The organism is Ensifer sp. CCNWLY38 (genome assembly GCF_037120565.1).
GTDB classification, from domain to species: domain Bacteria; phylum Pseudomonadota; class Alphaproteobacteria; order Rhizobiales; family Rhizobiaceae; genus Ensifer; species Ensifer adhaerens_H.
This window is the reverse complement of record NZ_JBBBBO010000014.1, coordinates 57,548-77,419: the sequence shown is the minus strand read 5'-3', so window position 1 is coordinate 77,419 and position 19,872 is coordinate 57,548. Positions and strand designations below refer to the sequence as shown.

Sequence of the window (19,872 nt, the reverse complement as noted above, 5' to 3'; positions counted from 1 at the left end):
GATGACCGAAACAACGCGCCCCGTCCTCGATATCCGCAATCTCCGTGTCGAGTATCCGCTGGCCAACGGCGACACGCTTGTCGCCGTCAAGGACATCGATCTCACGATCCGACCTGGAGAAATCCACGCTCTCGTCGGCGAGTCCGGTGCCGGCAAGACCACCGTCGGCAACGCGCTGATGGGTCTGTTGCAGGCCCCCGGCAAGATCGCCGCCGGCTCGATCGTCATCGCCGGCAAGGAGATCAACCTGCGCACCGGCCGCACCGAAGGCATCGTGCCCGGGCGCGATGTCGGCGCGATCTTCCAGGATCCGATGACGAGCCTCAATCCGCTCTTCACGGTGGAAAGCCAGCTGTGCGAAGGCATGCTCACGCATCTGAAGCTCTCCTCAAGGGAGGCGAAAGCTCGCGCGCTGGAATTAATGAAGGCCGTTGGCATCCCGGAGCCCGAGCGTCGGCTCGGCAGCTACCCGCACCAGCTTTCCGGCGGCCAGCGCCAGCGCGTAGTCATCGCCACGGCACTCGCCTGCAATCCGCAGCTGCTCGTTGCCGATGAGCCGACGACAGCGCTCGACGTCTCGGTGCAGGCGCAGATCCTCAAGCTCATCCGGGATCTTGCCGACGAGCGGGGTGTCGGCGTGCTGCTCGTCACGCACAATATGGGCGTCGTCGCCGAGATCGCCGACCGCGTCACCATCATGCAGAACGGTGCGGTCGTGGAAAGCGGCTCGACGCGCGAGGTGCTGACGGCACCCAAAGCGCCCTATGCCCGCACACTGATCGCGGCCGTGCCGCCCATCGATACGCGCCTCGAGCGTCTGCCAGTGCCGAGTGAAGAAACGCAGGTGACACTTGACGCGCGCGCCACGGTGCGCCGTAAGAGCGCGAAGAGCGAGACCGGTAGCCGCGACGAGGTCGTGCTTTCCGTGCGCGACCTTGCCGTGGAATACGGCGGCCGTGGATTGCTTCGCAAGACATCGGTCTTCAAGGCCGTCAAAGGCGTTTCATTCGATGTTCGGCGTGGCGAGATTTTCGGCCTCGTCGGCGAATCCGGCTGCGGCAAGACCACCGTTGCCAACACCATCGCCGGTCTTGTCACCCAGAGCGCAGGCTCCATCGATTTTCAGGGCACGGCGCTTGGCGGCCGACGTGAAAAATCGATCCGCCAGTCCCTGCAGATGGTGTTCCAGGATCCCTATTCGGCGCTCAATCCGCGCCTGCGGATCAACGCCGCCATTGCGGAACCGATCCTGTTCTACAAACTCGCCGCCAATGCGGATGAAGCCAGGCAGGACGCAAAGACATTGCTCGAAGCGGTCGGTCTTCCTGCCGATGCCGGCGCACGCTTCGCGCACGCCTTCTCCGGCGGCCAGCGCCAGCGCATCGCCATTGCCCGCGCTCTGGGTCCGCGCCCGTCGCTGCTCATTTGCGACGAGCCGACCTCAGCGCTGGACGTCTCGGTGCAGGCACAGCTTCTCAATCTGCTGAAGGATCTGCGTGATCTCGCCGGGCTCTCCATGCTTTTCATCAGCCACGACCTCGCGGTGATCCGCCAGATGTGCGACCGCGTCGCCGTGATGAAGGCTGGGGAGATCGTCGAGCTCGCCGATACCGAAACCCTCTTCACCGCGCCCAAACACGAATATACCCGCGAGCTTCTCCGCCTTGCTCCCTCGGTCGAGCGCATCATGGGGCGGGAACTGGCTTCGGCGTAAGCGTGGATGGCAAGACCTTTGCGGACGTTCCGCGCCGGCCAAACCCCAACGGCATTGGCGACCTGTCGCGACATCCTTTTTAGCCTGCCGCTACCCCGGCTTGCGCCGGTGACCTCAGGGTATTTGCCCATCGCGAATGACCGACGCGCCACCGCGCAAGTGCCTCTTCGGGCCACAAACAAGAAGAAGACGTAAAGGAAATACCCGATCATGCCCAAATCAACCCAGCCCACGACGGGCCGCCAATGGATGCTGCTCATTCTCGTCGTGCTGGTCGCCGTCAATCTGCGGCCATTTCTCACCGCTCCGGGGCCTGTGCTATCCGAGATCGTCGCCGATACCGGCATGGGATATGGCAGCCTGGCCCTGCTGACATTGTTGCCGATGATGCTGATGGGCGTCGGTGCCTTCGTATCCCCCTCGCTGCAGGCCTTGATCGGCACGCGGCGCGGCATTCTCATCGCTCTCGTTGTGCTGGCTGCCGGTTCCCTGCTTCGGCTCGTCGCACCGGGCGGCATAGCGTTGGTGATGACGGCCGCCCTTTGCGGCGCCGGCGTCGCCTTTATCCAGGCGGCTTTCCCCGGGATCATCAAGGCCGAGTTTCCGCGCAGCATACCCGTGGTCACCGGCCTCTATTCCGCTGTTCTGATGGGCGGCGGGGCGTTGGGCGCGCGGCTGACACCATTCCTCGTCAGCGCCGGCTACGGCTGGCGCCCGGCCCTTGCCTGGCTCGCGGCACCGGCGCTTGTCGCTCTCAGTGCTGCGTGGCTGATCCTGTCGGATTCGCGCAGCGATCGCCCGGACACGGCGCTCACCGGCCGGCTGCTCCGCCGGCCCCGGACCTGGACGCTCATACTCGCCTTCGGTCTGGTCAACGCCGGCTACTCTTCCGCCGTCGCCTGGCTCGCCTCCTATTACCAGTCTCTCGGTTGGAGCAGCGGAGATAGCGGCAATCTCGTAGCGCTGATGGCGATCTGTCAGGCGGCTGCCGCCCTCGCCCTTCCGGTCTTGGCCCGCCGTAGCATCGATCGCCGCGCATTCCTGCGCCTGACGCTGGCGATGCAGGCAATCGGCTTTGCCGGTCTTGCGTTCCTGCCCCAGGCGGCGCCCGCGATCTGGGTTGGCCTGTGCGGTGCCGGCCTTGGCAGCAGCTTCTCGCTGGCGATCGTCACCGCCCTCGATCACTTGCCGCGACCGCAGGAGGCCGGCGTGTTGGTGGCGTTGATGCAAGGCGGCGGCTTCCTGATCGCGTCCCTCGGCCCCTTTGCCACCGCATTTCTGCACGACATCAGCGGCAGCTTCGCCCCTGGATGGACGTTGCATCTCGCCTGCGTCGTCGGCGTTTTCTTCCTGTACATGCGCTTCAACCCGTCACGCTATGCGCAAGCCATGCAGTCGCCAATCTGAGCGAAATATGGCTCTCGATAGGTTTCGACCCTTGGGCCCGCCTCGTGCGGGCTGACCGGAACACGAGAGGCATCACCTGGCGACAAGCCTTTTCGTTTTGCGCCCACCGCTGTTGCCTCGGGTCGATGCCAAATCACTAGACATCTCGCCGTTTTGTATGCAATTCGAGGAGACAATTGCTACGGCTTGGAGTGACCAGTATGGCAAAGAAAGAGAGCGAAGGCGGCGGCGGCCGCGCTCAGGCCGTTCATCGCGTCCTGAAACGCGCAATCCTTGATCAGGCGCTGTCTCCAGGATCGAAGCTGCCGGAAGATTCGATCGGCGAAAGGTTGGGTGTCAGCCGGACCCTGGTGCGCGAGGCGCTGGTCCGCCTTAGCGAGGAAGGGTTGGTGGAGTTGCGGCCGAACAGGGGCGCCGTGGTCGCGCGACCAACCCTTGAGGAAGGGCGCAATCTGTTCCTGACCCGAATGGCGCTGGAACGGCTGGTGGTCGAGACGCTTTCTGGAAAATTGACGAACGAGCAAATCGGCATTCTCTCGTCTCATATTGCAGCCGAGGAGGCGGCGAAGAAGGAGCGCGCTCCGTCGATCCGTCTGGCGGGCGAATTCCATACACTGCTGGCGCAGATGACGAACAACGCCAGCCTCATCCGCTACGTGAACGAACTGGTCGCCCGCAGTTCCCTGATCCTTGCGCTCTATGGCCGACCGCATTCTTCGGAATGCGCCGTGTCGGAGCACCAGGACCTTCTGGACAAATTGATCGCCGGCAAGACCGACGAGGCGGCAGCCCTCATGGCGCACCACCTCGATTCGGTGACGACCCGGGCTTTGCTTCCGACCGACGGGGACAGAAACATCAAGGAAGTGCTGTCCGCCTACGCCGTTGCGGAGGGCCTCGCCTAGGCGAAACGCGGTACTCCCGGAAGATATCCGGGAGCCTTGCGCAACACTCGGCGCGCGCGCCATTCCCTAAACATTCGCGCTGCCGGGCCATTTGCAACACTTCGACGTTCGGCACGAGGCAGACGCTGCTGCCTGGTGATGACGAACGTCGTAGCGGCATGTAACGCAGAGCTTATCAGGCTTCGCCAACCCCACCCGACACGAGACGCCCCTTGTGGAAGGTCGCGGTCCTGGCGGGCACGCGGGCCACGGCCTCTGCCGAGCAACTCGCCCCGACGAGCGTGAACGAGGCCTCATCGCCGACATTTGGCCAAGCGCGTTTGCCCTTATCGTCGAGGGGCAGGATGCCGCCAGTGGCGATAGACATGGACCGTGACAGGCGGAATTCGTCCGATCCACGATAAAGCTGCGCGTAGAGATATGCCTTTTCCAGCATGTCCCCGCTGCCGAATGGCGACCAGTGGTCGATAACGCTATCGGTTCCGGTCATGACGAAAACGCCTTTCTGCGTCAGCTGCGGCAAGGGCATCATCAGTCCACCGATCGGCACCGTCGAGGCAATCGAGATCTTCTGTTCCGCCAGGCGTGTGGCCGTCTCTTCCAGGGCCTCCGGAGCCAGTGTGGTCAGCGCGAAGGCGTGGCTGATCGTCACTTTGCCGCGCAGAGCGGGATTCTTCTCGACGGTATCGATCATGTAGTTGACCGCTGCCACGCCGGCGGGGCTCGTTTCGTGCAGATGAATGTCCACCCCTTTGCCGGTATCCAGCGCGATCTGGAACATGGCGTCGAGCGATTTTTCCATGGCGCCGTCGACATTCGTCGGATCCAGGCCGCCGACATACTGAACGCCCATCTGCATGGCTTCACGCATCAGACCATCGACCTTGGAGTGAAGCAGTCCGTGCTGGGGGAAGGCGACGATTTCACACACGAAATCATCACGATGGTTTTCCAACGCCTGCTGCAGGTGTTCGAGGCTCTTGAGGCCGCTAACCGGGTCGATGTTGCAATGGCTGCGCGCGACCGTGCTTCCCTTGGACTGCAGGAGGGCGATCAGGCCCTCGGCGCGCTCTCGCGAGGTCGGCAGCAACTGAGGAAGCAGCTTCTCCTCGAGAGCGATCATATCCATGATGGTTTTGCCCTGACGCGGGCGCGGCGCCTGCCATGGGCCACCATAAAACGTCTTATCGAGATGGATGTGCATATCGCGCATCGTCGGCAGCAACAGTTGCCCGTGCGCCTGATAGCGCGGCACACCTTCGGGCAGGTTCGCATTCTGCGCATGCAAGGCGACAATCGCGCCGTCCTTGATCTCCAACGCGTAGAGCGCAGTCCGTGTGGCGACAACGATATCGCCGTCATACACGAACCCCTCCTCCAACCGCACGCCGGTCAGGATATAGTGGCGATCCGCGAGCGTCTTGGTGTTCGCCTCGCCGGCGCTCTTACCGGCGCTGGCCGATGCCTCGCGAACCGCTCCGCCAGACAACCCGGCGACAGCGCACGCCGTTGTGAGCGCCCCGGTCCGGCTGAGAAAGGTCCTGCGGCTTTGCGGTAGCATCTGTTCCAACATCGTTGCGTTGCCTCATCATGGATTGGGTCAGGGCTGCCAATCTACCGAACGGCGCCACCGCATGGCAGCGACATTTACCAATGCTGGCTATTCGATTTGCCAATGCAAGCGGGCGGCCACGCAGCGATCGCGAATGACAAAGGGGTGGACGCCTCCCCTCTGTCGCTACCTCCGCAGCTCACAATATTCGATGAGGCGTTCCGCCAGCGCCAGTGCTGCGGGGCCAGCATCGTCGCGGTAAAACAGCGCCAGTTCAAAGTCATCGACGGATGGCAGACGCTCGGCAGCGCCCAGCACGCGGTGGGAAGGCAGACGGCAGCTCGCAGGCAGCAGACTGACACCAAGCCCGGCAGCCGAGGCGGCGGCAAGCGCTGCGAGACTGGCGCTGCTGTAGCTGATGCGCCAGCGGATGCCGAGAGTGTCGAGCGCCTGACATAATTCGTCGCGGTAGAGGCCGTTCAGCGGGAACACAGCCAAAGGCACCGGCACCTGTTCGATCGCCGGGCGCACGAGACTGTCCAACCACAGCAACGGCTCCGGCCTTGCCGCGCGCGGCTGTTGCTTGCGGCGCTGCTTGACAAGAATAAGGTCGAGCTCCCCGTCCCGATAGGCGAGTTGCAGATCGGCGCTGAGCCCGCTCGTCACGTCCAACCGCAGGTGCGGATGCTGGCTATTGAAAGACGCCAGCAGGTCGGCCGTCGGCACCATGAAATCCTCGGGCATTCCCAAGCGAAGCACGCCGTCACGCCATGGGCCCGCCAAGGCGTCATGCGCCTCTTCGTTCAGCGCGATGATGCGGCGCGCATAGCTCAGCAACTTGACGCCTTCCTCCGTCAATTGCACCTGATGTGATGAGCGCTCGAAAAGCGCCTTCCCGAGCATTTCCTCCAGTCGGCGAATTTGCTGACTGACTGTCGATTGGGAAAGGTTCACCCGCTCGGCTGCGCGGGTGAAGCTGTTGCTTTCGCAAATGGCCACAAAGCTGAGCAACAGCTGGGGATTGAACATGGGATAGCGGTTCATTCGTCCCCCAAATGCGCTGGAGCCGGTTGCGGCGAGGATGACGGCATCGCCGCGCCGTGCGATCACCAAACGGTCCAGATCACGCGTAGCACCAAGATTGAATGCGTTGCATTTATTATCTTGTATACAATCTGCATGCAAAGGGAAAAGCACAGGCTTCACTGGGCGACGACCGCCAGCTCGTCCCTGAACCGACCGGCGAAACCCTAGGGTCGCCAGATCTGCGCCCGATCGCCGCGTTTGGAACTGAAAAATCGGTTCCTGCATCTCGCACCCCGGTCCATTCGCTAACGCAATGGTTTCCATCGGTTTTCTTAATTTCCGAACAGCCGAAAACATCCCTATAGGCGAGGCCATGTCGCGCTCTCCGGTCGCGAATTGCGCAATGCGGTAGCGGCGAACATCGCATTGGCACCCCAGACGCCGCAACGAGCAGCTGCCTCTCGAAGAAGAGGTCTAGCCCGAGGGCGAACAGCCGCCTGGAAAGGTGCAATGTGATGACGCACGAACTGGACAGCGCAGCCCGTTCCGACACGATCCCAAGCGAGCGCTCCTCCACATGCGCGCCTCATGTCGGCTTCCTGGCCAGGATCGCGTCATCTCTTCTCCTTTATCCAGGGTATCGAAGGCTCTGGATATCCAACCTTTTCTTTTTCGGGGGCCTCTGGACGCAGACGCTCGTGCTCGGCTGGCTGGTGTTTGAGACCACCCGCTCGGAGTTTTCCGTCGCCCTCTTCACCGCGGCAAGACTGGGACCGATGATGCTTGGTCCCCTCGCAGGCGTGATCTCGGACCGCTTCGACCGGCCCCGGCTGCTTTTGGCTGCGTCCGGCTGGGCCTTTGCCGTCCTCAGCGTGACTGCGCTTCTCGTGGCCCTGGACAAAATATCCTTCTGGGGCCTGGTCTTTGGGGGCTTCTGCATTGGCCTGGCGCAATCCCCATCCCAGCCGGCACGTTTCGCGCTGGTCGCCGATCTCGTCGATCGCGAGAAGCTCAGCAACGCGAATGCTCTGAACTCGCTTGTCCTGAGCTTGACGCAGATGGTCGGGCCGGCGCTCGGAGGAACGATGATCGTGGCATTCGGAGCTGCATCAGCGCTCGCCATCTCCGCCGGCTGGTATCTCGTTTCGTTCGTAGCGCTCTGGCCGATGAGGAACCTGAAGAGCAGCCGGCAACCAGATCGAGAAGAAGGCTTTGTGAGTCTTGTCGCGGCAGGCTTTCGCACCATCTCCGGGAACGTCCTCCTCCGGTCTGTCCTGGGCGTCACGTTCTTGGCCAATATTCTGTTGTGGCCGATCTACCAGGGCTTCATGCCGGTTATCGCTAGGGAACATCTGGACCTGACGCCACAGGGGCTCGGCCTGTTACTGACATGCGCCGGCACCGGCAGCCTGGCCGGGGCTCTCGTCATCGCCAGTCTCGGAGACTTCCGCTACAAGGGCGGCCTTTTCCTGATTGGCACGGCGATCTGGGGCGGACTATGGGCGACCTTCGCTCTGTCGTCCTCGGTGCCTCTGTCGTTTGTTCTCATGGGGCTCATCGGACTGTCGGCGTCGCCGTTCGGTATCCTGCAGACCACGCTCATGCTCATGATGACCGAACCGCACGTGCAGGGACGCGTGATGGGCATCCAGGAATTGACCATCGGCGTGATGCCGGTTTCGAGCCTGGTGCTCGGCTCGGCGGCAGAAATCATCGGCATTGCCAATGTGGCGCTGATCAGCGGGACGCTGCTGGCCGTTTCACTTGCGATCTTGGCTCTGCGCGTTCCGGAATTGCTACGCTACAGCGGCCACAATAGCTGAGCGCGCCAACAGAAGCCCACCCTCGCGATGGAATGTCGTTTTGCCCGCTTAACGGGATGAGCGGCTTGCAGCCTCCACAAACGCGTCAAATACGCGGGCGCCCGGATGGCTTCCGGCGTCCAGCAATTCCGGGTGCCATTGCATCCCCATGGCAAAAGACTGCGAGCCGATCTCGATTGCTTCGACGACACCATCGGATGCTCGGGCCGTGACGGTCACCGCGCCGGATACCTCCACAAGCGCCTCTCGATGAAACGTGTTCACGGCGAATGTTTCCGCGCCGAAGATTTCAGCCATTCTGGTGCCGGCGACGACGCGCACGTCGTGCGACACGTTTGCCTGGTCATGATTGAGGGATTCCGGCCACGACGAGTGGACATCCGAGACCATACGGCAGCCGTTGAGGCACCCGAGCATCTGCATGCCATTGCAGATGCCAAGCACCGGTTTGTCACGCGCAAGGAACCCTTCCATCAACGCCATATCGACGGCAAGACGATCAGATGGCGGATACCGGGAATGGTCTCCTTCCACGTACCAGCCCTTCGGAAAGTTGATACGGCCACCGACGCTCAGGAACCCGTCAAACTCCGCGACGACCTGGTCAACGAGATCAGGAATGTACGGGATACCGAAGGCAAAAGCGCCGGCACGGCGGATCGCGGAGAAGTAATTCTTCGAGGTATCATAACGCCCGCCACCTGAGCTGGTGTTCTCATCCATGATCACGGCGATCTTCGGCATGCGGTCCATTGGTTTCATCCCAGATTCCAGAAATTCTACGTCTATTTATCCCGTCCGGATCGCGCAGGCAGTCGTTTTCATGCCGACACCACATCTATCTTCGAACGAGACGTCGCTGATGGCGCTGCACGGACTAGGCAGACCTGACGAGCATCACCGGCTTTACCAACCTCAACTCTCTCCCTCGTACCGCCAGCACATCGCCGGGAACAGTCCTCGTCTTGCGGCGTTTCCTGTTCCACCGGTGCTTTCGGACGCTGGACCGCACGAGAGGACCTGGATCGTAAAGATCACAGGTCAGAGCAGAGGGTAAAAGACGATATGGGTTTGGTGCAACTCGGCCGGGCTCGCCTTGCGTTGGTGCTTCCACGGCATCGCGAACTCTTGCGCATGACAAAGAACCAACAGCTCTACGACCTCTTCGAGGCCTATGCGCGCGAGTCGATGATGCTCGACGGTCTTTTGCGGGAACTTCCGCGCCGAGAGAAACAAGTATCCGAACATCAGCAAATCTGCCTGGACCTGCAGGCCGACGTGGTAACGCTGCTGACGCGGCTCGCAGAGCCGCTCAAACCGGGAGCGTTGTAACCGCGACACCCCGGAGGCGCCGTGCCCCACGCTTCACGCTTTTAAGCGACCAGGAAATCGTCTGTTCCTCCTTCCAGAGCCTCGGCTCGGAATTCGCCCCGAAGGCCTCCTGACCTGAGCCAAACGAGTTCCTATATTACAGTTCCGTCGTCGGCGGCTCGTCCCGTGAACGGAGTTGAGACCAAGGCGCATTATCAACCGGAGGAATTCTGGATGACCAAGAGAGCTGTTCTGGCCGGTGGATGTTTCTGGGGGATGCAAGACCTGATCCGCAGGCTTCCCGGCGTCACCGATACGCGCGTGGGCTACACCGGTGGCGACGTGCCCAATGCGACCTACCGCAACCACGGCACCCATGCCGAGGGCATCGAAATCCTCTTCGATCCGGAGAGGATCAGCTATAGGCGAATTCTGGAGGTCTTCTTCCAGATCCATGACCCGACCACGAAGAACCGTCAGGGCAATGACGTCGGCATGTCCTACCGCTCGGCGATCTACTACGTCGACGACGAGCAGAAGCGAATTGCCGAAGATACCATTGCGGACGTGGAAGCATCAGGCCTGTGGCCAGGCAAGGTCGTGACCGAAGTGGAGCCCGTGGGAGATTTCTGGGAGGCCGAGCCGGAGCACCAGGACTACCTGGAGCGCTATCCCAACGGCTACACTTGCCATTTTCCGCGCCCGAACTGGGTTCTGCCCCAGCGGTCGGCGGCGGAGTGATGGTTCTGGCAGATGTGCCTGAGCTCCCCGTGTCATGCATGGGGTCTGTGGTCGTGGGGATGCCGGACAAAGCTTGGGCCCAACCGGGTCGGATGGGCCCTCATTCGGAAGCATAACTTTTGATGCGGTAGTTGCTTGGGGGTGACACGGGTCTGATTACTCCCGCCCGTGCTTCCCGATCGTTTTTGTTGCCGCCGCTAGCACGCCTTCCTGCAAACGGCTTCATCGGCAAGAATGGCGGCGGCCTCGTTCAGCAAGACGTCCTTTGCGTTCTTGCGGGCATTCTCGATGGCAATGTCAGCACTCAGGCTCCGCTCGTTTGCATTGAGACCATCATCTCCGCCAGTATCGTCGCCGTCGCCTGCTTGCGCGCGAGCCTTCCGTCGACTTTCTCGCTCAGCCTGTTCTTTGCGACGTTCGGCTTCATTGAGGGAAACCGTACCCTTCTCGCGCTGCGCCTTCAGATCCGCAATGTCTTTCAGCAAGCGCTGGTAGTCCGGATCGCTGTCAACCCGCGCTTCATGGCGGCTTTGCAGTTTCGGCAGCAGCGTCATTACGGTGTCGGCGGGCGCATATTTCGCGGGCTTGATCTGCGCCCATGGCAGGGCGTTGTCGTAGCTGGTCTCGCCAAAGGTTTTCGGGTCGGAAAGGCTTGGCAGGCTGATATCAGGGGTTACGCCGCGCAGCTGCGTTGTGCCGCCGTCGATCCGGAAAAACTGGGCAATCGTCACCTTGAGCTCACCGAATTCGGGTTTGCTGTTGCGAACCATCTCGTCAAGATTGACGACAGCTTGAACGGTGCCCTTGCCGAAGCTGGGTTCGCCAATGATCACACCACGGCCGTAATCCTGGATTGCCGCAGCAAAGATCTCCGACGCCGACGCCGAGCCACGATTGATCAGGACACCCACGGGGCCCGTCCAGACGGGGTCTGAAAAATCGGCGCTTCTTACTTCGACCTTACCGTCACTGCCGCGCTGCTGGACGACCGGACCGTTGCCGATGAACAGGCCGGTCAAGTCAATCGCCTCGTCCAGTGAACCGCCGCCATTGTTGCGCACGTCAATGAGAACACTGTCGACTTTTTCCCGCTTGAGTTCGTCGAGAAGCTTTCGGACATCGCGGCTCGCGCTTCTATAGTCCTTGTCGCCTTTGCGTCGGGCTTCAAAATCCTCATAGAATGCCGGCAGCGTAATCACCCCGATCTTGCGCGTGGCGCCGCCTACTTTCACGTTGAGAATGGTCTTCTGGGCGGCCTGCTTTTCAAGGCTGATCTTGTCGCGCACCAGAGTGACGACGCGGTGGGTGGCATCCACCCCGGCATCGGCGGGCAGGATGTCCAGGCGCACCACGGAGCCCTTCTTCCCGCGTATCAGTTGCACGACTTCATCCAGGCGCGTGCCGACCACTTCCTTGATCGCCCCGTCCTTGCCCTGACCAACACCGGTAATGCGGTCTCCGACCGCAAGCTTGCCGGACAGCTGAGCCGGCCCGCCGGGCACGAGCTCGCGGATCGTCGTGTAATCGTCGCGTTCCTGCAGCACCGCACCGATACCAACCAGGGAAAGCTTCATGGCGATGTTGAAATCGGCCGAAGCGTTCGCGCCGAAGTAGTCGGTGTGCGGGTCGACCGACGTTGTGTAGGCGTTCATGAACGACTGAAAAACGTCATCGCTCTTATACTTGTAAGCGCGATCGAGAGCGTTTGTGTACCGCTTGGCGAGCGTTTCGCGAATAGCCGCGTCGGTCTTGCCGCCCAGTCTCAGCCGCAACCAGTCGCTTTTTACGCGCTTGCGCCAAAGGTCATTGCTCTCGGCTTCCGACTGCGGCCAAGGCGCGTTTTCGCGCAGTACCGGATAGTCTTCCCGCGTGCTGAAATCGAAGTCCTGCTTGAGCAAGTCGCGCGCGTAGCTCATGCGGTCGACAACGCGCTTACCGTACACGTTGAAGATTTCAAACGGGATCTTCAAATTCTTCCGCCGGATGGCATCGTCGATCTCGCTGCGGTCGGACATGAACCCGTCGATATCCGCCTGCAGGAAAAGCACGCGATCCGGATCGAGGGATTTGATGAACCGATCCATGATCTTGGCCGACAAATCGTCGTCGAGTTGGACCGGCTTGTAGCTGAAACGCGTGAGAAATTTTGCACTCAACTGCGCCGCTTGTGCCTGTTGCTTCAGCGGCTCCAAAACAGGAGGTGGCGCGACTTCAGCATAGGCGGACTGTACGATTGCAAGAAATGCACCAAGGAAGACGTATGATATGCGCATTCAGCGTTGATCCAATTCTTAATGCCGAGTGTCGATGCCAATCTAGGTGAAGCAATTATGGTTTTTTGGCAACCGGGTGGATCATCAGCGGCCGTTCTTGCGACCGAAAGACCGTTCAATTGACAGTGAGGCTGGCCCCGCCGCCGTCAGAATGACCTCCACGCCATCCGAAAAACCTCCTATGATGGCCGTCCGCCCAAAAGCTTTCCGGAGGATCCAGATGATCCGGCTCGAACCACCGCTACGCGTTGCAAGCGAGGCAGATGCGAAGGCGTTGGCCGATCTCGTCAACTTCGCGGGCGAGGGTTTGCCCCTGTACATCTGGGAGGGGCTTGCAAAGGACGGGCAGGATCCATGGGACGTTGGTCGCGCCCGACAAATGCAAAGGGTGCGCGAAGGCCAGATTGTGGTCGTGGACTTCGGGGGTGGCGCCGTAGCAAGCCTGACTGGTTACCCGATTGGATCGGAGCCCGAGCCAATCGCCGATGATTTCCCCGCCCTGTTCCGGCCGCTGCAAGAACTGGAAAACAAGGCACTCGACAGCTGGTATGTCAATGTACTGGCCTGCTATCCCGAGTACCGAGGGCAAGGGCTTGGCTCACGCCTGCTCAGTCTGGCAGAAGAGATAGCGCGGGATCAGGCGCTCCGCCGGATGAGTGTCATCGTTGCCGACAACAATGTCGGTGCCAGACGACTGTACGAGCGCAGCGGCTACGAGCAGGTAGCAACGCTCGCCTGTGTCAGGGACGGCTGGAAGGGCGATACGGAAAACTGGGTGCTTCTGATGAAATCGCTTCGTCCATCGGATGGCTGATGAGTCCTACTGCCCTCGGGCTCGGAACATTCCGCGCTGCGGTCATGAGACCAAACGAGGCACCTAATCGACACGCTAAAATCGTCGCGCCACACGCGCTGAGCCGCAACAGATCGCATCCCGAATCACGCCGGCGCGACCGTGAGTTCCTCTCTCGTGTGGTCAATCCGAGGGGTCTCGACCCGCTTTTCTGGTGCCCCCCTTCATTAAGCGAGTTCACGTTTTGAAATGAACGGTCACGCAATATGACTTCCTATTCTAGACCAATGTGGTCATGTGACGCTCAAAGTTCGTCCGAGTCACCCCTCGACGACTAACGGACCAAAGAGCTGACAGTATGGAAAACCCGATCGCATTGAACCGTCTTGCCGAAAACAGCGTCTTTCGCAAAGGAGATGTTTTCGTCCTCTTCGGCGAGTTGTTCGGTCGCGGATACGCGACTGGCTTGCTCGACGAAGCCCGGCGGGCTGGCATGGAAATTGTGGGGATCACGGTCGGACGGCGCGATGAAAACAACGCGCTGCGGCCTCTGGACGCCGAGGAACTCTCCGCCGCCGAAGAGCGGCTGGGCGGCAAGATCATCAACATCCCTCTGATGGCGGGCTTCGATCTCGACGCTCCGGCCGGCGGCCCAACTGCGACCGATCTTCTCGCGGACATGACGCTGGAGAGCTGGCAGGACGACAAGCTCGACTGGGACTACATCAAACAGTGCCGGGACATCGCCACCGCGCGGTTCACGAATGCGCTCAAGCAGGTCATGGCCGTTCTCGACGGAATGATCGCCGACGGCCGCAACGTCTTTTTCGCCCATACAATGGCCGGGGGCATCCCGAAGGCGAAGGTCTTCCTGGTTATTGCCAATCGAATCTACAAGGGTCGTGGTGCCCGCCACATGTCGTCGCAAGCCCTGCTCGACAGCGATATGGGCAAGCTCATCCTGCAGAATTTCGACGAAGTCTCCGCAATCACGTTCCGACATCTCATCGACTTCAGCACGGCGATCCGGGAGCGCATCGAGGCATCGGGCGGTCAGGTCCGCTATACGGCCTATGGCTACCATGGAACGGCCGTCCTGATCGACGGCGGCTACCGTTGGCAGACCTACACCAACTACACGCAAGGCTACGCCAAGATGCGGCTCGAAGGCTTCGCGCAGGATGCCTGGACCGCGGGTATCAAGGCGACCGTCTATAACTGCCCCGAAATCCGGACCAATTCGTCCGACGTATTCACCGGCATCGAGCTCCCACTGATACCGCTTCTGCTTGCCTTGAAGAAAGAGAACGGCGGCCAATGGGCAGAGTACCAGTGGCAGGCCTGCCAGCAGCTTCTGGCAGACGGCTTCACGATGAACGATGTGTTCCAGAAGATTACCGACATGCAGGCCAATGAAGTCATGCGTCCGTTTTACGACTTCTCGGCGTGGCCCATGGCGAACAGCCAAGCGCAGTCCGATCTGACCATCGGCACGTCCAACGAAATCACGCAGATGCACCGCGACGGCAAGGCCATGATCAGCGACCACCTGAGTGCCCTGGTGGTGGAGGCGACGGGGCAGCTTATCTTCGGCGCGTCTTCAGAACCGTCCGGTCCCATCCAGTGGCTCAACCACGATATCGTCGCGCGCCGGCTCAACGCTTCCCACATGCAATGGAAATCGCCGTCGATCGCGGAAGGGGCGCAAGACTCTCAGCTCGAAGTGGCCTGAAAACGTCCCAGCCGCATGCGCGGCAACAATGCGTGCTACGCGACCACCAACTCCGCATTCCCCGTCACGGCCTCCCCAATTTCAGCCGCGTCAAAACTATGCTTGCGGAAGACGTCGAGCACCTCCGATGCTGAAGATCGCGATCAGGCGACGAGCAGACCGCCGCTCGTCTGCGGATCGCATAGCAACGCCTTGTCGATCGTTCCCATCTCGCGAGAAAAGACGACCTCCTGTCCGTAACTCGCCCAATTGCGGCCCGAGGCACCCGTGATGAAGCCCGCGCCGGCGAGGTCGCGGGCTCCCTCCAGCAAGGGCACAGCGGACCAGTCGATCCGCAACTGACAGCCCGAGCCTCTCGCCATTTCGAGAGCGTGACCGGCAAGGCCGAAACCCGTCACGTCGGTCATGGCGTGGACATCGGCAAGACGCGCGAGATCGGGCCAGGTGTGTTGAGGCGCGTCGTGCTTTCGATCATGCGGGCGTAGCCGGCCTCGTCGAGCGCACCTTTTTCAAAGCGGCGGAAAAGATGATGACGAAGCGCAATGACATCAAAACAATTTCCCATGGAAGAAACTATACAATCGTATAGCAACGATCTTGCGACGCGGCCGCTTCCGGTTATTCTGGGCTTCGGCGGCCTCGGCCCCCTCAATCAAAGTTCTAATCGTGGTAGTAGCGATGTCCCGAGACCCCCGCTTCGATATTCTCTTCGAACCCGTCAAGATCGGCCCGGTCACGGCGCGTAACCGCTTCTACCAAGTGCCGCACTGTTCCGGCATGGGGTACCGTTATCCCAACGCAGAGGCCCACCTGCGGGGCATGAAAGCCGAAGGCGGCTGGGCGGTCGTCTCCACCCAGGAAGCGGAAATCCATCCAACCTCGGACCTGACGCCGGCCAACGAAGCCCGTCTTTGGGACGAGGGTGACCTGCCCGCGCTCTCGGCCGTCACCGAACGCATCCATCACCATGGCGGCCTGGCGGCCATCCAGCTCGTGCATAACGGCCTGCATGTCGCCAATCGCTTCAGCCGGATGATCCCGCTTGCTCCGTCGCACGCCATCAGCGACAGCCTCGACCCCGTCCAGGCGCGTGCCATGGACAAGGCCGACATCGCAGACATGCGCCGCTGGTATCGCAATGCCGCATTGCGTGCCAAGAGAGCCGGTTTCGACATCATCTATGTCTATGCCGGCCACGACATGAGCGTGCTGCAGCACTTCCTGTCGCGCCGCCACAATGATCGCAGCGACGAATATGGCGGTTCCTTCGAAAACCGGCTGCGGCTATTCCGGGAGATTCTGGAGGATACCCGCGAAGCGATTGGCGATACCTGTGCATTGGCCGTGCGCCTCGCTGTCGACGAACTGATGGGCCCATCCGGTATTACCAGCGAAGGCGAAGGCAAGGACATCATCTCCGCGCTCGCCGATCTTCCCGACCTATGGGACGTCAACCTTTCGGACTGGTCCAACGACAGCCAGACGGCCCGCTTCTCCGAGGAAGGCTACCAGGAGCCCTATATCCGCTTCGTCAAATGCGTCACGACCAAGCCAGTGGTCGGCGTCGGGCGCTATACCTCACCGGACAGCATGGTGCGGGTGATCCGCCAGGGTATTCTCGATTTCATCGGCGCGGCGCGCCCGTCGATCGCCGATCCCTACCTGCCGAAGAAAATCGAGGAAGGACGCATCGACGACATCCGCGAATGTATCGGCTGCAACATCTGCACGTCCGGCGACAATACCAACGTGCCGATGCGCTGTACGCAGAATCCGACAATCGGCGAAGAGTGGCGCAAGGGCTGGCACCCGGAGATTATTGCATCGTCACCGGCACCCGAGCCGGCGCTCATCATCGGCGGCGGCCCGGCGGGGCTCGAAGCAGCGCGTGCTCTTGCCCAACGCGGCGTCGACGTCGTGCTCGCCGAGGCGGGTGGAGAATGGGGCGGACGGGTCGCCCGCGAATGCCGGCTGCCAGGGCTTGCGACCTGGGGCCGCGTGCGCGACTGGCGCATCGGGCAATTGAGCACACAGGTGAATGCCCAACTCTACCTGCACAGCCCGCTGAGTGTCGAAGACGTTCTGCAATACGGCATGCCTCATGTCGCGATTGCCACCGGCGCGAACTGGCGATGCGACGGCGCCGGCCGCACCCACCGCCTGCCCCTCGAATTCCTTGCGGAAGGCGCCATCGTTTCGCCCGACGCCCTTCTTGTCGACGGCGCCGCGGCCGTGTCCGTCGACGGTCCGGTCGTTATCTTCGATGATGATTGCTTCTATATGGGCAGCGTGCTTGCCGAAATGCTGGCCAGGGCTGGCCGGGCCGTGACCTTCGTGACGCCCGAAGCCCAGGTTTCGCCGTGGAGCAAGAACACGCTGGAACAGGGACGGGTGCAAAGACGTCTCATCGAACTCGGCGTGGAGATCATTCCTGCCATGGCGCTTGCCGGGCGCACGAAGGACCGGCTCGAGCTTTCCTGCGTCTATAGCGGAAAGACGCGGCAAATCGACTGCGCCACACTCGTCCCGGTCACGGCTCGGCTGCCCGATGAAACCTTGTGGCATGACCTGAATGCACGGGAAGCGGAATGGGCCGATGCGGGGATCAAGACTGTTGTCCGGCTAGGCGACTGTCTGGCGCCCGGTCTGATCGCCGCCGCCGTCTATTCGGGTCACGAATATGCCCGAACCTACCAGGAGCAGGTCGACAGGGATTGTTCTCCCTTCCTGCGCGAAGACATAGCAGTGCTTCACGAGAGGTTGGGTGGCTGGAACCGATAGCGGGCGCGCCGGTGCGCGTTGCCGTCAGCACAATCATCGCACTAAAGCTCGACGTTCGAGCTGCAAATACGCGCCTGCCGGTTTGTGCGCATACACGATCCTGAAGGCAATCCGGTTGAACAATGGGAACCGGCGATCCCCTTAGTAGTCGTGAACCGTTCGCCACCCATGCGCAGATAGCCGAGGGGAACCGTCCATATGGTTTCCCTCTAGACCTTGGAATGCCGCCCACTACTTCTTCAGTTTGGCACGCCTGAAAATGGTATCGGGCCCCGCCCCTTCGCATTCTCCGCCGCAAGGATCTGCGGTTCGGATTTGCGCTTCCCCCCCTCAATCCAACGTATTTTCACCACGCAAGTTGGAGGACTTTCCATGGCCACTGCCCAATGCACGTGTGGCGCTCTTAGACTGACGTTTGGTGAACCGCCGCAATTGACCGCGCTATGTCACTGCTTGGCTTGCCAGCGAAGAACTGGCGCGCCATTCAGCGCCAACGCGTTTTACTCTGTCGACTGCATCGAGATTTCCGGAGCATCTACGGAATTTGTTCGCACTGCTGACAGCGGGCGTAATGTGCGAATGTATTTTTGCCCAACATGCGGTTCCACCGTCTTTTGGAAGGCCGACGCCGCACCGTCCTGGATCGGGGTGGCGGTCGGCTCATTTGCCGACCCGACATTCGCGCCACCTGCCCTGTCAGTGTTCGAACAGTCGAAGCACAAGTGGGTGCAGCTTGACGAGAAGGTCAGGCATTTCAAAGGCCTACCGACCGGCCAAGACTAGTGGCCCGCTGAAGAGCGTGTCGAGGCGTGCGTGAGAGCGAGCATGGTTGCGCGCCCTCCCGGCCCCCGTCGCCGTCACACTTGGCTTTGGATCCACTGTAGGAACTTGCGGATCGCCTTCTCGCGCCCGCGCCGCTCCAGGTGCACGAGATACCATCCGCCCGGCTGCATGACATCCGAGGCCAGCGGGGCAACGAGCGTACCGTTGGCAATGTCTGCCTCGACCAAGAACTGCGGCACGACCACCACACCTTGTCCATTGGCGGCCGCCTCTATCGCGAGCAGATTGCTGTCAAAAAGCGGCGAGGATTTTTGGGAGAGGCCGGTCGCTCCCACGCTGGCCGCCCAGGTTGCGGCATCCTCCGCTGTCCCGCTGACCGACAGAAACGAGAAATGCCTGAGGTCTTCGGGCGACTTGATGACCTTGGCGATGGCCGGTGAGCAGACGCCGACGAGGCGTTCGCGGCGGAGCACCGTGTACGCAAGGTTCGCGCGGTTCGGCGCCCGCGTGTAGATGAAGCCGATATCGGCGCGGTCGGGGTTAAACTCCCAATCGAGTAGGCTTGCGTCGAGATTGACGGCAATCTCGGGCGAGGCCTCCTTGAAGGTCTGCAGGCGCGGTATCAGCCATCGGACGGCGACGGTGACATAGACCTGTACGGTTAGCGAGGCCGGCGTGTTCGTTTGGCGGATGAGGTCGGTGGCGAGCGCAATCTTGTCGAGCGCATCCTGCACGACGGGAAAGTAGACCGCTCCGTCCCGGCTCAGTTCCACACGACCGGGAAGCCTGAGAAACAACGGAGTGCCGAGATTGCGCTCGAGCGAAGCGACCTGGTGGCTGATGGCCGATTGCGTGACGCGCAACTCTTCTGCCGCCGCCTTGAAGCTCATCAGTCGCGCCGCGGCTTCAAACGCCCGCAGCGTCGTCAAGGGAGGCAATGTGCGGCGGACCATGCTCTCAAATCCACATGAATTTTGCTCATGTAGACGTTAATTCTAATCGTTTGCAACCGGCCGCCCCCATTTTCATAC

14 protein-coding genes and 2 pseudogenes are annotated in these 19,872 nt (G+C 61.3%); 10 read left to right on the top strand and 6 right to left on the bottom strand.

Annotated elements, in window-relative coordinates; genetic code table 11:
- The first annotated feature begins 1 nt into the window (after position 1).
- The 3 genes from V7S54_RS26555 to V7S54_RS26545 all read left to right on the top strand — a co-directional run bounded on the left by V7S54_RS26555 (position 2) and on the right by V7S54_RS26545 (position 4,026).
- Complete coding sequence (locus V7S54_RS26555; RefSeq protein WP_065373081.1) at positions 2-1,714, top strand: dipeptide ABC transporter ATP-binding protein; 1,713 nt, start codon at positions 2-4, stop codon at positions 1,712-1,714.
- A 210-nt stretch (positions 1,715-1,924) separates the two neighbouring features.
- Positions 1,925-3,121 carry a cyanate transporter gene (locus tag V7S54_RS26550; protein ID WP_336409179.1) on the top strand — a complete coding sequence of 399 codons (1,197 nt, stop codon included), beginning with the start codon at positions 1,925-1,927 and terminating at the stop codon, positions 3,119-3,121.
- Positions 3,122-3,321: 200 nt separating this feature from the next.
- The gene (locus V7S54_RS26545) at positions 3,322-4,026 is read left to right on the top strand and encodes a GntR family transcriptional regulator (RefSeq protein ID WP_336409180.1); all 705 of its coding nucleotides are present in this window, start codon (positions 3,322-3,324) and stop codon (positions 4,024-4,026) included.
- Positions 4,027-4,201: 175 nt separating this feature from the next.
- Here V7S54_RS26545 and V7S54_RS26540 read toward each other — a convergent pair whose 3' ends face one another.
- Both V7S54_RS26540 and V7S54_RS26535 read right to left on the bottom strand, forming a co-directional pair.
- Positions 4,202-5,587, bottom strand: coding sequence for an amidohydrolase family protein (locus tag V7S54_RS26540; protein WP_336557383.1), 1,386 nt, complete (start codon positions 5,585-5,587; stop codon positions 4,202-4,204).
- 177 nt (positions 5,588-5,764) lie between these two features.
- Entirely contained in the window at positions 5,765-6,928 is a 1,164-nt protein-coding gene (locus tag V7S54_RS26535) for a LysR family transcriptional regulator (RefSeq protein ID WP_336557381.1), read from the bottom strand.
- A 191-nt stretch (positions 6,929-7,119) separates the two neighbouring features.
- Here V7S54_RS26535 and V7S54_RS26530 point away from each other — a divergent pair, with 191 nt between their 5' ends.
- Positions 7,120-8,427, top strand: coding sequence for an MFS transporter (locus tag V7S54_RS26530; RefSeq protein WP_336409183.1), 1,308 nt, complete (start codon positions 7,120-7,122; stop codon positions 8,425-8,427).
- A gap of 48 nt (positions 8,428-8,475) precedes the next feature.
- Here the strand turns inward: V7S54_RS26530 and V7S54_RS26525 are convergent, their stop codons facing one another.
- Positions 8,476-9,180 carry a gamma-glutamyl-gamma-aminobutyrate hydrolase family protein gene (locus tag V7S54_RS26525; RefSeq protein ID WP_336409184.1) on the bottom strand — a complete coding sequence of 235 codons (705 nt, stop codon included), beginning with the start codon at positions 9,178-9,180 and terminating at the stop codon, positions 8,476-8,478.
- Between the two features lie 312 nt (positions 9,181-9,492).
- Here V7S54_RS26525 and V7S54_RS26520 point away from each other — a divergent pair, with 312 nt between their 5' ends.
- Both V7S54_RS26520 and msrA read left to right on the top strand, forming a co-directional pair.
- On the top strand, positions 9,493-9,759 hold the full coding sequence (locus tag V7S54_RS26520) for a hypothetical protein (RefSeq protein ID WP_065373087.1): 267 nt from the start codon (positions 9,493-9,495) through the stop codon (positions 9,757-9,759).
- A gap of 213 nt (positions 9,760-9,972) precedes the next feature.
- Positions 9,973-10,479, top strand: coding sequence for a peptide-methionine (S)-S-oxide reductase MsrA (msrA, locus tag V7S54_RS26515; RefSeq protein WP_065373088.1), 507 nt, complete (start codon positions 9,973-9,975; stop codon positions 10,477-10,479).
- 156 nt (positions 10,480-10,635) lie between these two features.
- Here the strand turns inward: msrA and V7S54_RS26510 are convergent.
- Positions 10,636-12,752: pseudogene (locus V7S54_RS26510) on the bottom strand (carboxy terminal-processing peptidase).
- Positions 12,753-12,972: 220 nt separating this feature from the next.
- Between V7S54_RS26510 and V7S54_RS26505 the strand changes: the two are divergent.
- Together V7S54_RS26505 and V7S54_RS26500 are read left to right on the top strand one after the other, a co-directional pair.
- A complete protein-coding gene (locus tag V7S54_RS26505; RefSeq protein WP_336409186.1) occupies positions 12,973-13,566 on the top strand; it encodes a GNAT family N-acetyltransferase in 594 nt (197 codons plus the stop codon).
- Positions 13,567-13,903: 337 nt separating this feature from the next.
- A complete protein-coding gene (locus tag V7S54_RS26500; RefSeq protein ID WP_336409187.1) occupies positions 13,904-15,277 on the top strand; it encodes an enoyl ACP reductase FabMG family protein in 1,374 nt (457 codons plus the stop codon).
- A 319-nt stretch (positions 15,278-15,596) separates the two neighbouring features.
- Here the strand turns inward: V7S54_RS26500 and V7S54_RS33300 are convergent.
- Positions 15,597-15,693 (bottom strand): annotated as a pseudogene (locus V7S54_RS33300) (AIR synthase-related protein); the annotation flags it as partial.
- A 262-nt stretch (positions 15,694-15,955) separates the two neighbouring features.
- Between V7S54_RS33300 and V7S54_RS26490 the strand changes: the two are divergent.
- Positions 15,956-18,058 (top strand): oxidoreductase, encoded by a 2,103-nt coding sequence (locus V7S54_RS26490; RefSeq protein ID WP_336409188.1) that lies wholly within the window; start codon positions 15,956-15,958, stop codon positions 18,056-18,058.
- Between the two features lie 372 nt (positions 18,059-18,430).
- On the top strand, positions 18,431-18,841 hold the full coding sequence (locus V7S54_RS26485) for a GFA family protein (protein ID WP_065373094.1): 411 nt from the start codon (positions 18,431-18,433) through the stop codon (positions 18,839-18,841).
- A 74-nt stretch (positions 18,842-18,915) separates the two neighbouring features.
- On the opposite strand, the gene V7S54_RS26480 is transcribed toward V7S54_RS26485, so the two are convergent.
- Positions 18,916-19,794 carry a LysR substrate-binding domain-containing protein gene (locus V7S54_RS26480; protein WP_336409189.1) on the bottom strand — a complete coding sequence of 293 codons (879 nt, stop codon included), beginning with the start codon at positions 19,792-19,794 and terminating at the stop codon, positions 18,916-18,918.
- Positions 19,795-19,872 lie beyond the last annotated feature (78 nt).